This is a genomic window from Haloglomus salinum (genome assembly GCF_024298825.1).
In the GTDB taxonomy this organism is placed as follows: domain Archaea; phylum Halobacteriota; class Halobacteria; order Halobacteriales; family Haloarculaceae; genus Haloglomus; species Haloglomus salinum.
In genome coordinates, this window is record NZ_CP101153.1 from 1,204,026 (window position 1) to 1,216,489 (window position 12,464).

Annotated in this window: 10 protein-coding genes; 5 read left to right on the forward strand and 5 right to left on the reverse strand. The window is 66.7% G+C overall.

Annotated elements, in window-relative coordinates; genetic code table 11:
- Positions 1-20 precede the first annotated feature (20 nt).
- From NL115_RS05890 to NL115_RS05910, 5 genes are all read right to left on the reverse strand, one after another.
- Positions 21-1,064, reverse strand: coding sequence for a PGF-CTERM sorting domain-containing protein (locus tag NL115_RS05890; RefSeq protein ID WP_254832264.1), 1,044 nt, complete (start codon positions 1,062-1,064; stop codon positions 21-23).
- 184 nt (positions 1,065-1,248) lie between these two features.
- Positions 1,249-2,379 carry a hypothetical protein gene (locus NL115_RS05895; protein ID WP_254832265.1) on the reverse strand — a complete coding sequence of 377 codons (1,131 nt, stop codon included), beginning with the start codon at positions 2,377-2,379 and terminating at the stop codon, positions 1,249-1,251.
- Positions 2,380-2,598: 219 nt separating this feature from the next.
- Positions 2,599-3,861 (reverse strand): hypothetical protein, encoded by a 1,263-nt coding sequence (locus tag NL115_RS05900; RefSeq protein ID WP_254833148.1) that lies wholly within the window; start codon positions 3,859-3,861, stop codon positions 2,599-2,601.
- Between the two features lie 150 nt (positions 3,862-4,011).
- Positions 4,012-5,277: a hypothetical protein gene (locus tag NL115_RS05905; RefSeq protein WP_254832266.1), complete on the reverse strand. Its 1,266-nt coding sequence runs from the start codon at positions 5,275-5,277 to the stop codon at positions 4,012-4,014.
- Positions 5,278-5,475: 198 nt separating this feature from the next.
- Entirely contained in the window at positions 5,476-6,702 is a 1,227-nt protein-coding gene (locus NL115_RS05910) for a hypothetical protein (RefSeq protein ID WP_254832267.1), read from the reverse strand.
- Between the two features lie 462 nt (positions 6,703-7,164).
- On the opposite strand from NL115_RS05910, the gene NL115_RS05915 reads away from it, so the two are divergent.
- The 5 genes from NL115_RS05915 (at position 7,165) to NL115_RS05935 (ending at position 12,388) form a co-directional block, all read left to right on the forward strand.
- Positions 7,165-8,640, forward strand: a complete 1,476-nt coding sequence (locus tag NL115_RS05915; RefSeq protein ID WP_254832268.1) for an ABC transporter substrate-binding protein — start codon at positions 7,165-7,167, stop codon at positions 8,638-8,640.
- Between the two features lie 61 nt (positions 8,641-8,701).
- Entirely contained in the window at positions 8,702-9,583 is an 882-nt protein-coding gene (locus tag NL115_RS05920) for a branched-chain amino acid ABC transporter permease (protein WP_254832269.1), read from the forward strand.
- Entirely contained in the window at positions 9,583-10,830 is a 1,248-nt protein-coding gene (locus tag NL115_RS05925; protein WP_254832270.1) for a branched-chain amino acid ABC transporter permease, read from the forward strand. The genes NL115_RS05920 and NL115_RS05925 overlap by 1 nt, the downstream gene beginning before the upstream one ends.
- A 2-nt stretch (positions 10,831-10,832) precedes the next feature.
- Complete coding sequence (locus NL115_RS05930; RefSeq protein WP_254832271.1) at positions 10,833-11,633, forward strand: ABC transporter ATP-binding protein; 801 nt, start codon at positions 10,833-10,835, stop codon at positions 11,631-11,633.
- The gene (locus tag NL115_RS05935) at positions 11,630-12,388 is read left to right on the forward strand and encodes an ABC transporter ATP-binding protein (protein WP_254832272.1); all 759 of its coding nucleotides are present in this window, start codon (positions 11,630-11,632) and stop codon (positions 12,386-12,388) included. The genes NL115_RS05930 and NL115_RS05935 overlap by 4 nt, the downstream gene beginning before the upstream one ends.
- The last annotated feature ends 76 nt before the right edge of the window (positions 12,389-12,464 follow it).

Sequence of the window (12,464 nt, forward strand, 5' to 3'; positions counted from 1 at the left end):
AGCGCCGTGCTGCCGACCGCTCAGCCGCGCCGGAACGCGAGCAGCGCCGCCGCCAGCAGGCCGACGAGCGCGGCGACCGCGCCGAAGCCCGGTCCCGCACCGACCGTCGGGGTCGCCGGACCCTGTCCGGCGCCGCCGGGGGCGGCCGTCCGGGTCGCCGTGGCCGTCGACCCGCCGGTCGCACCGTCGTCAGCAGCACCACCACCGGCAGCACCGTCCCCGTCGCCGCTCTGGTCCCCACCGTCGTTCGCCGTCGCGGTCGCCGCGGCTGTCGCGGTCGCTTCGGCCGTCTCCTCGGGTGTCGCCGTCGCGGTGGCTTCCGGAACCGCCGTCGCGGTCGCGGTCGTTTCCGGGGTCGCGGTTGCGGTGGCCGTCGCCTCGGGCGTCGCAGTCGCGGTTGCGGTGGCCGTCGCCTCGGGCGTCGCCGTCGGCTCACTGTCGCCGCTGGTCCCCTCTTCACTCGGCGGCGGGCCGAGCTGCTCGCGGGCTGCCTGCTCGCTCCCGCACTCGCAGACGTAGAAGTAGTGCGAGTTGAGCGACACATCGAACTCGTTGCCGTTGTAGCCGGTGCCGTTGAGGAAGCCGTTGATCTGGTACCAGCCCGGCTCGCTGGGCATCGTGTAACACTGGTTCTGGACGGCCACGATCTCGTCGACGGCGTTGATGGAGATCGGCTCGCCGGCGAGGTCCCCCTCGTCGAAGAAGTCGATGACGATCTCGTGTTCCTTGAACTGCGAGTTCTCGCGGGCCGCCAGCAGCGACTCGTCGGTCTTCGTCCCCTCGGCGTCGTTCTCGCGGTCGAGCCCGAACGCAGCCGTGTTCTCCGTCGAACACTCGCCGAAGTTGACGTCCTCGTTTCCGATGATGAGGAAGCCGGCCGCCTCGTACCCCTTCGGTGACGGCGTCCCGTCGAAGGCACTCCCCGAGACAGCCCGGTGCTGGATGCTCGCGTTACCCGGATTCATATCGCCCGGGTAGTGGTCCACTTCGTTGGGCAGGAACACCGTGTAATCACCGCTCGTGCCGTGGTTCGTCCCGGCACCCCCGGTACCGGCGCCCCCCACGCCACCCACCACCATGAGGGCGGCTATCGTGACAACTGCAATCGTTAACGCGCCGCTGAATTGGTTTCTGGCCGCCATTCGGATTCTTATCCCAGGAAACGGATGGAGCTATAAAACCCTTCGTTCCCACACAGGGACAAAAACCGACCGTCTCATGGCGGCTGGACGCCCCAGAGCGAGCCGTTCAGTCGCGCCGGACCGCGAGCAGCGCCGCCGCCAGCACGCCGCCCAGCGCGGCCGCCAGGCCGAATCCCGGGCCGGCCCCGGCCGTCGGCGTCGCCGGGCCTGCACCCTGCTGGACGGTCTGCTGTTGAGTACCGCCCGAACCACCGGTGTTGGCACCGCCATTCGTGCCCGCCGTCGCTGTCGCGGTCTGTCCGGTTGCGCCACCGCCACCACCACCGCCGCCGCTAGCTGCCTCGGTCGCCGTGGCCGTCGCGGTTGCGGTCGGGGTCCTCGTGGCCGTCGCGGTCGCGGTTGCGGTCGGGGTCCTCGTAGCCGTCGCGGTCGCGGTCGACTCGCTACCGCCGCCACCGCCGGATGTCTCGGTCGCCGTCGCCGTCGGCTCCGGTGTGGCCGTCGCGGTCGCGGTCGACTCGCCACCACCACCATCGCCACCACCGCCACCGTCGTCGGACGGCGGCGGGCCGAGTTTCTCGCGGGCCTCCTGCTCGCTCTGACAGTCACAGATGTAGAAGTAGTGCGAGCGGATGGTTCCCTGGTCCTTGCTGTCGATGTAGTTCCCGTTGTAGCCGGTACCGTTGATGCGCGCGCTGATCTGGTACCAGCCCGGCTCGCTGGGCATCTCGTAGCAGTCCTGCTGGACCGCGACGATCTGGTCGATGGCGTTGTACCGGACGGGTGACCCGGCGATCGAGTCCGGGCCGAAGAAGTTCACGAAGATGGCGTGCTGCTTGAACGACGAGGTCTGTCGGTGCTGCAGGAGCCCCTCGTCGGTCCTCGTCCCGGTGTTGTTGTTGCCGTAGTCGAGGCCGAACGCGGCCGTGTCCTCCGTGGTACAGCCGCCGAAGACGATATCCTGGTTGCTGATGGTCAGTGTATCCATCCGTTTGAGCCCCTTCGGCGAGGAGGTGGCCTCGAAGGAGTCACCGCCCGCCGCGAGGTGCCAGATGCTCGCCGCACCACCCTGAGTCCCGGGGTAATGGTCGGCCTGGTTCGGCAGGGCGACCGTGTAGTTCGAACCGATGCCGTTGTCGTGGCCGGTCGCGGCCGCCCCACCAGTGGCGGCCCCACCGCCGACCGCCACCACCGCGAGCGCCACCGCCGCGACGACGACGAGCGTCGAGGTACGCATACCCAGACGGAACGTTCTCGGACGGAAAAGCACTTCGAGATTTTCGAGGGATATACCGTGTTAGACCGATTCATGGAAATATAATCCGTTTCGAAGTGTAGATGCTGGCAAAATAATCGGGGCGAGGTGCTAGCGAAGTAATCAGTGACGGGAAGGCGACGAGTCCGTCGGGAGGGTCACACCTCGACGAACGGGAAGGTGAGGGCCGGGTCGTTTCGGTCAGTCGCGCCGGACCGCGAGGAGCGCGGCCGCCAGCACGCCGCCCAGCGCCGCCACGAGGCCGAAGCCCGGCCCGGACCCGGCCGTCGGCGTCATCGGGCCAGCATCCTGCTGGTTCTGCTGAGCCTGCTGGCCGCCGCCCGAACCGCCGGTGTTGGCACCGCCGTTCGCGCCCGCCGTCGCCGTCACTGTCACCGTCTGCCCGGCCGCGCCACCGCCACCACCGCCGCCGCCCCCTGCACCGGCATCGCCGCCACCTGTACCGCCGCCACCGCTTCCCGCCTCGGTCGCCGTCGGCTCCGGCGTGGCCGTCGCGGTGGCAGTCGCGGTAGCGGTCGGCGTCGCCGTCGCCGTCGCCGTCGGTTCGCTACCACCGCCGCCACCGTCACCGCCGCCACCGCTGCTCGTCTCGGTGGCAGTCGCAGTCGCCTCGGGCGTCGCCGTCGCCGTCGCCGTCGAGGAGTCACCGCCGCCGCTCTCGTACGGGTTCTCCTGACCCGGCGGGGCGCCGAGCTGGTTGTACGCTTCCTCCTCCGACTGGCACTCACAGATGTAGTAGTAGTGCGAGACCAGGTTCACCTCGACCTCGTTACCGCTGTAGGAGGTACCGTTCGCGTAGCCCTGGATCTGGTACCAGCCGGGCTCGGTGGGCATCCCGTAGCACGGGCCGCCTCCGGACTGATACCCCTGATGGGCGACGATCTGGTCGTCCGAGTACAGCTCGGCGTTGCCGTCGCCGTCCTCTCTGCCGGTCTCGGCGCCGCCCTTGTCGCTCGGGCTCGGCGAGGCCAGCTCGTCACCCTCGTACAGGTAGATGTCGATGGAGTGGTCGTTGAACGAGTTCTTCTCCAGATACCGAAGGAGGTCGACGTCGACCTTCGTCCCCGGGTCGTCGCTGTCCCGGTCGATACCGAACGCCGCCGTGTTCGAGGTCGAACACTGCGAGAAATCCACGTCCGGGTTGCCGATCCGGATGTACTTCAGATGCTCGACGCCCCGAGAGGCGCCCGCGTTCTCGAACAGTTCCTCCGTCCCGGCCGCGTAATGGTTGATGCTCGCGTTGTTGGGTCCGCCGGGGTTCTTGGCCCGCGGATAGTGGTCCGTCGCGAACGGTAGATCGACGGTGTAGTTCCCGTTCTCCGCACCGTGGCCCGTACTGCTGGCCGCCGTGGAGGGGGCGGCACCGGCACCACCGGTCACCCCCGCCACGACCGCGAGGACCGCTACCGCGCCGAGGATGACCGCCGTGCGCTGTCGTGTCATGCATCCCGTACCTTTCACTGTCCCTCCCTAACCTCGTTGCAGGGATTGAACGGGCATTTATACATTTTGCTTGTACTGAACGGTTGTTTCATACGTCCAGGTTCCAGATAGCGAGAAGCGGTCACCAGCGTTCCGTCCGCCGATTCGCTGTCAGTCGCGCCGGACCGCGAGCAGTGCGGCCGCCAGCACGCCGCCCAGCGCCGCCACGAGGCCGAAGCCCGGCCCGGACCCGGCCGTCGGCGTCGTGACGCCCGCAGCCTGCTGTTGTCTAGGCTGCCCGCCGCTGGACTGTCCACCACCACCACCGCCCTGCTGAGCCTGCTGCCCGCCGGACTGGCTACTCCCGCCGCCAGCCGCCGTGGCCGTGGACGTGACCGTGGACGCACCCTCGCTCGATGATTCCGGCGTCGCCGTCGATTCCCCGCCGCTACCGGACGACTCGGGAGTCGCGGTGGGCGTAGCGGTAGCGGTCAGGGTCGGGGTCGGCGTTGCGGTCGCCGTCGCCGTGGCAGTCACGTCGGTCGACCCGCTCCCCCCGCCGGACGGGGCCGGCGTCGCGGTGGTTGTCGCGTCCGGGGACGATGAGCCGTCGCTGCTCTCGCTCCTATCGGCGTAGGGGTTCTCCTGGCCCGGCGGCGCGCCGAGCTGGTCGTACGCCTCCCGCTCGGAGTCGCACTCACAGATGTAGAAGTAGTGCGAGGGGAGGGTCAGTTCGACGTAGTTCCCGTTGAACGCGGTTCCGTTGAGGAACCCGGTCATCTGGTACCACCCGGGCTCGGTGGGCATTCCGTAGCAGGGGCCGCCACCGGCCTTGTACCCCTGGTGCGAGACGATCTCGTCGTCGGGGTACACCTCGACGTTCCCGTCACCGTCCTCGCGACCCTGGCCCTTCTCGCCCGGGTTCTCCCCAGCCCCTCCCTGGTCACTCGGGCTCGGCGAGGCCAGTTCGTCGCCCTCGTAGAGGTTGACGACGATGCTGTGTTTCTCGAACCGCGAGTTCTCACGGTACTGGAGCAGTCCGACATCGGTGACCGTCCCGGCGTCGTCGTTGTCCCGGTCGATACCGAACGCACCCGTGTTCGAGGTCTCACACTGCGAGAAGTCGGTATCCTGGTTCGAGACGATGATGAACTCGGCCTGCTCGATGCCCTTCTTCCCGCCGGCCGCCTCCAGCTGTTCCGGAGTCGACGCCGAGAGGTGGTTGATACTCGCGTTGTACGGCCCGCCCGGGTTCTCGTCCCGCGGATAGTGGTCCGTCGCGAACGGCAGGTCGACCGTGTAGTTCCCGTTCTCCGCGCCGTGGTCGGTGTCCACGGTTGCCCCCGACGGCGCCGCGCCGACGGCGCCGGACAGCACTGCGACCGCTCCGACGATGGCGACCGCCGCGAGGACGACCGCCGTCCGTTGTTGAATCATATGCCCCGCGACAGAGACAAAGCGGACATATCCCTGTTGCGGGTATTACAGGGTCATTTATTTCGAATAGCGTGAATGAACGGACAGTCTGCAGCAGACAGAACAGACGTTTCAGTCCACAAGGGCGGAGAGAACGAGAGAATAGCCACGACCAGACTGACTCGCCATTCAAGTACCGGCAGATAGCGAGCGGCCGTGCTAATCGCGCCGGACCGCGAGCAGTGCGGCCGCCAGCACGCCGCCCAGCGCCGCCACGAGGCCGAAGCCCGGCCCGGACCCGGCCGTCGGCGTCGTGACGCCCGCAGCCTGCTGGTCCTGCTGGACCTGCTGGCCACCGTCGGAGCCGCCACCCACAGTGACCGAGGCCGTCACGGTCCCATCACCCGTACCGCCGCCACCGCTCGCACCGCCGCCGTCGGACTCGGCACCACCGCTCGCGCCACCACCGGAGTCATCCGGGGTCGGCGTAGCTGTCCGTGTCGCCGTCGGTTCGGGCGTGACCGTCGCCGTCGGTGTCGGCGTCAGTTCGGGCGTGGCCGTCGGTTCGGTCGTCGCGGTCGCCGTCGACGCACCCGCGGAGCCGCCCGAGTCGGTCGTCGCGGTCGCCGTCGCCGTCGAACCGGCGCCCGAACCGCTCTCGCTCCCGTCCGCGTAAGGGTTCTCCTGGCCCGGCGGCGCGCCGAGCTGGTCGTACGCCGCCTTCTCGGAGTCGCACTCGCAGACGTAGAAGTAGTGCGACGGGATGGTCACGTCGGCGTAGTTACCGCTGAACCCGGTCCCGTTGATGAAGCCGGTGATCTGGTACCAGCCGGGGTCGGTGGGCATCCCGTAGCACGGGCCACCCCCGGACTTGTATCCCTGGTGTGCGACGATCTCGTCGTCGGGGTACACCTCGGGGTCCTTGTCACCGTCCTCGCGGCCGGTCTCCTTGCCGGCCTTGTCCTCCCGGCTCTTCGCGCCGAGGTCGTCGTCGTTGTAGAACTCGACGACGATGCTGTGGTCGCGGAACTCGGAGTTCTTCCGGTAGGCCAGCAGTCCGACGTCGGTCTTCGTCCCGGCGGCGTCGTTGTCCCGGTCGATACCGAACGCCGCCGTGTTCGAGGTCGAACACTGCGAGAAGTCGATGTCCTGGTTCGAGATGATGATGAAGTCCACCTCCTCAAGCCCCTCCGGGACGTCCTTCTTCTCGAACAGCTCCGGGGTCGCTGCGGCGAAGTGGTTGATGCTGGCGTTGTGGGTGCCACCGGGGTTCTTGCTCCGCGGGTAGTGGTCCGTCGCGAACGGCAGGTTCACCGTGTAGTTCCCGTTCTCCACACCGTGGCCGCTGTCGGCGGTTGCGGAGGCTCCGACCCCGCCGGCCAGGACACTGACGGCGAGCAGCACGGCGGTCGCCCCGACGAGAACGACAGTCGAATTTCGTGTCATATATCCACTACGAACGGCGCGATTTACCTAATCGCTCTGCTGGGAGTACGCGGCTATTTATATTAGAACACCTCTAGAAAAAGGCATATTCTTAAACTAAACCAACCACCAGGGAGATCGCAGTTCACTGAATATTCTGTCAACTAGTGAGAAGGAATGTGAAGTGACTGGATATTCAGTCTGCGAGGAGAACGAGGAGCACCGCGGTAGCGAACGGACACGGTGCTATGGGTCGAGAGTCGGTAATCAGGGAGGATTTATATTCATTGATTACTCACGACTGCTCACCTGCATGGACAGCGGACAGTTCGCGAGTATCGACCGATGGACGGGCGGACGGAAGCCCGAACCGTCGAATCACACGGAACCGGACGGAGTGGCAACAGGCCGCATGCACCTATTAAACGGCCGGAGTTGCCCAGCGCAACGGCTTAACGGAAACAGTAAACAATGACAGACAGCATGGCAGAGGAAACAGGAGATACGGGTGACGGAAGCGGCCGTCGCTCGTTCCTCAAATACGCGGGGGCCGGTGGGGCCGCCGCGTTGGCAGCGGGTTGTAAGACACGAGAGAATCCAGGCGCCAGCGGCGGCTTCGACAACACCGTCACCGGAAACAGTACCGGCAGCGGGACCGCACCGCCACAGCCCCTCGCTGGCAACAGCATCAACATCGGCTGCCTGGCGCCCCAGCCGGACAGCTTCCCGGTCGGCCAGTCGATGTGGAACTCGATGCAGCTGGCCGTCGAGGACATCAACAAGAACGGCGTGCCCGGCATCGGCGGCCGTGGCATCCTCGGCGCGAAACTCAATGCCGTCTCGGGCAACACCGAGGCCTCGCCGGGGACCGGACTGAACGAGTTCAACCGGCTCGTCCAAGCCGAGGGCTGCAAGACCACCTTCGGCACCTTCCTCACGCAGGTCACGCTCCAGTGCTTCAACGCGATGAAGGCGACCCAGACGGTCCACATCACGACCGCGGCCGCGGGGCCGAAGCCGGGTCGCATCGTCCACGAGCGCTACGACGAGTTCAAGTGGCACTTCCGCGCCGGCCCCATCAACTCCTTCGACCTCGCACGCGCGGAACTCGAGTTCCTCAACCTCTACGCCGACAAGCTCGGCTGGAACACGGCGGCCGCCCTCATCGAGAACATCGCCCCGTTCGACCCCTTCGCCGAGCTGCTCGAGCCGAACGTCGGCGAGTTCTTCGACGACGTGCCGGTGTTCAAGCGCTCCTCCTCGGGGACGACCAACTGGACGCCGCTGTTCGACGAGGTGGAGTCCTCCGGCGCCGACGTCTGTCTGATCGCACAGGCGCTGACGGGCACCGCGGCGGTCAAGCAGTGGGCCAACCAGAACCGCTCGTTCGAGATGGGCGGCATCAGCCTGCCCGCGCAGATCTACGAGTTCTGGGAGGAGGTCTCGGGCGCGTGCCAGTACATCTTCACGATGAACGCCGTCACCCCGCAGACGACCAACACGCCCCGGACCCAGGACTTCATGAAGCGGTACCGGAAGAAGTTCGACACGTATCCCGTCTACTCCGGTCCCATCACCTTCGACGCCGTCAAGGCCTACGCCGTCGCGATGGCGCGCTACGTCATCGACAACGACCTCGACCGCATCCCCACCAACGAGGAGATGGTCGATGCCCTCGAGACGTACAAGTTCGACCAGGGGACCATCCTGCCGGAGATCAAGTTCACGCCGCCGGAGGCCGACTACGCCCACGAGCCGGCCTGGACCTCGATGAAGGAGACCGGCGTCCCGGTCTGGCAGCAGTGGCAGGTCGACGAGGAAATCGCCGACGACTACGGCGTGATGCACTCGTTCGCGCCGGAGCAGAACAAGACCTCGCCGTACGCCTACCCGGACTGGATCGACTACCCCGGCGACCACCCCGCCAACACCGAGGGGCCGCCGGGCAAGGACGCCTGATGCGAGTCGCCGGAACACACGTCAACCACACACGAAGGACACAAACCACGCTACACACACCATGGTCAGTCTCGCAAACGTCCTCATCAACGCCATCTCGATCAGTTCCCTCTACGCGATCATCGCGATCGGGTTCACACTGATCTTCGGCGTTGGTGGGGTCCTGAACTTCTCGCACGGCGCGCTAATCACCATCGGGGCGGAAGCCTCGTGGCTCATCTCCGGGGGTAGCTCCCCGCTGAAGCTGGGGCTCAATCCTGCCGTCGGACTCATCGGCGGCATGATCACTGCCGCACTCGTGAGCGGCGCCCTCTACCTCGGGGTCGTCCGGTTCGTCGAGGACGAACCGGTCACGCTGCTCATCCTCACGTTCATCATCGGCTTCTTCATCCAGCACGCCTGTCGGGTGTTCCTGACCGGCACCGGGAACTTCTCCGTCGACCTGATCGTCGAGGGCAGTACGAGCCTGGGCGGCGTCGGCGTCCAGAACATCAGCGTGTTTATTTTCGTGCTGTCGATGCTGCTGGTCGCCCTCACGGGCCTGTTCGTCTCCCGGACGAAGACCGGGAAGGCGATTCTCGCGGTGTCGATGTCCGACAAGGGCGCGGCGGTCGTGGGCATCGACGCCCGGAAGATCAACCTCGTCACGTGGCTCCTGGCGGGCGCGTTCGCCGGCATCGCGGGGGTGCTCCTCACGATGAAGAATACCGGCACCTGGACGATGGGCACCCAGCCGCTCATCCTGGCGTTCTCCATCGTCATCCTGGGTGGCCTCGGTTCCATCAAGGGCTCCGTCGTCGGGGCCTACATCATCGGGTTCACCGAGACCATCACCACCCAGTACATCGACTCCTCACTGCAGGGGTTCTCCGCGCTCGTCCTGTTGATCGTGTTCCTGCTCGTCAAGCCCGAAGGTCTGTTCGGGCGGGAGGCTGCTGAATAATGTCCACGGAAAACGAATCCATCATCGGCGGTTCGACCGGCGCCGAGCGCCGACAGGCGGTGCTCGAGAAGCTCAACCCTATCGCGATGCCCCTTCGGTTCCAGATCGGGCTGCTGGGGCTGTTGCTGTTCGTGCTGCTCCCGACACAGCTCTACCCCGACCAGATGGGTGGCCCGACCACCCTCATCTTCCTCGCCATCTTCGGGATGTCGTGGGACGTCGTCTCGGGGTACACCGGGCAGCTCTCGTTCGGACACGCCTTCTTCATCGCGCTGGGCGGCTACACCACCGCCGTCCTCGACATCCAGCACGGCATCACGCCAGTCATCGGCATCCCCGTCGGGATGATCGTGGCGGGCATCGGTGGCGTGCTGGTCGGGCTCCCCGCGCTCCGGCTTCGCGGCCCGTATCTGTCGCTGGTGACGCTCATCGTCCCGATCATCCTGTCGAAGCTGTTCACGCTGTTCAACAACAGCTTCACCCCGCTCGGCATCCCCATCGCGCCCGACGGCCTCGGGGGCCGGAACGGCCCCGGCCTCCCGACCCAGCTGTTCGGCATCGACGGCAGTGGGGCCGTGGTCGAGCTGGCCTCGGGCTACTCCGGTATCCAGCAGACCGCGCTCGCGAACTACTACTTCGCGCTCGCGCTGATGGTCGTGGTGCTGGTGGTGTTAATCGGCGTCACCCGGTCGTCGGCGGGGTCGGTGTTCACCGCCATCCGCGAGGACGAGGACGCCGTCGCGGCCGCGGGGCTGGACGGCGCGAAGTTCAAGCTGTTCGCGTTCGTCCTCTCGGCGCTTGTCGCCGGGCTCGGCGGTGCCATCTGGGTCCACACGATCAAGACCCCGACGCCGCTGGGCATCCTCGGCCAGGACGATATCCAGCAGAGCATCAACCTCATCATCATCTCCATCCTCGGCGGGACCGGCACCATCGTCGGGCCCATCGTGGGAGCGGTGGTGTACGCGATGACCGGCATCGTCATCGGGCTGATCGACCCGCTCATCGGCTTCGATCTGGCCAACCTGCGGCCGCTCCCGCTGCTGGCAGCCGCGATGGCCGTCCTCGTGTTCGCGCCCGGTGGCATCCTCCGGGCGGGCATCCGGAGCGGTCGGATGGTGCTGGCGTCGGCTCGCGGCGAGGAGTACGAGGGCCAGTCGGTCGGCGGCGACGGCGACTCCGCCCTCGGGGAGATCATCGAGAAGTACCGCGCGGAACTGCGTGAGATCATCGACGAGCGTCGATAACAATGAGCACTGACGAACAACAGAGCGGCGAGCGCGCCACGCCCACGGGGAGCGGTCTCGGCCCCCAGGACGGCGTCCTCGTCGCCAACGACCTGCGGAAGGAGTTCGGCGGACTGACGGCGGTCGACGACCTGTCGTTCGCCGTCCAGGAACAGGAGATCCTCGGCTTCATCGGTCCGAACGGCGCCGGGAAGTCGACCACGTTCAACTGCGTCACCGGCTTCTACGAGCCGACCGACGGTACCGTCTGGTTCAAGGGTGAGGACGTCACCGGGCTGGACTCCCACGAGATGGTCCAGGCGGGGATGGCCCGCACCTTCCAGGACTTCGCCCCACTCTCGGACCGCACGGTTGTCCGGAACGTGGCGCTGTCACTGGCGCCCGACGAGCTGTTCACGCTCGCGGGCGTGGGCGGCGAGACGACGCGGCTGGCAGAGGAGATCTGCCGCCGCGTCGGGCTGGGTGACCAGCTCCAGGAGACACCCAGCGAACTCCCGCACGCCGGGATGTTGAAGCTGGAGCTGGCCAAAGCCATCGCGACCAACCCCGACCTGATGCTGGTCGACGAGCCGTTCGCCGGCCTCTCCAGCGGCGAGGTCCAGGAACTGACGGACGTACTCCTCAGCCTCCGGGACAACGGGATGACCCTCATCGTGGTCGACCACAACATGCGTGGCCTGCTGAACCTCATCGACCGCGCGTTCGTCATCCAGTTCGGTGCGAAGATCGCCGAGGGGTCACCCGACGAGATCACGGACGACCCGAAAGTTCAAGAAGCATACCTCGGTGGTGATGAGATATGAGCAGCCAGTCCAGAGCGGGTGCCGGTGCGGGCGCAGCCGGTGGCGGCAACATGGTCCTCGAGGCCGAGAACGTACAGGTCTCCTACGGGAAGGTCACCGCCCTCCGGGGTGTGGACCTCGAACTCGCGGAGGGCGAGCTCGTCTCGCTCATCGGTCCGAACGGCGCCGGGAAGACGACGTTCTGTGACACCGTCAACGGGTTCCTCCCGTTCGGCGGGAGCGTCCGCTTCCGCGGCGCCGAGGTCGGCAGTGTGTCGCGCGACGAGCTCGTCGACCGCGGGATGATATACTGCACCGAGGAACGGGACCTCTTCGGCTTCATGGACGTCGAGGACAACCTCCGGCTCGGCGCTTACGCCATCGACGACGAGAGCTACGTCGAACAGCAGCTGGAGTTCGTCTACGACCTCTTCCCGCGCCTGGAGGAACGGACCGACCAGAACGCGCGCTCGATGTCCGGCGGTGAGCAGCAGATGCTCGCCATCGGCCGCGCGCTGATGGGCGACCCGGACCTGCTCGTCCTCGACGAGCCGACCATCGGCCTCGCGCCGGTCATCCTCGAGGACATCTCCCAGGCCATCGACCCCATCCAGGAGCAGGGCGTCTCCATCCTGCTGACCGAGCAGAACGTCACGTTCGCGCTCGACCACGCCGACCGGATGTACCTCCTCGAGAACGGGGAGGTGGTCAAGACCGGCACCCCCGAGGAACTCCGCGGCGACGACTACATCCGCGAGACCTACCTCGGCGGGTAACGCGGAAGACCCGCTGTCCACCCGGCCCGACGCTCGTTCTCTGCCAGATTTTTCTGTTCTCACAGCCAATATAGAG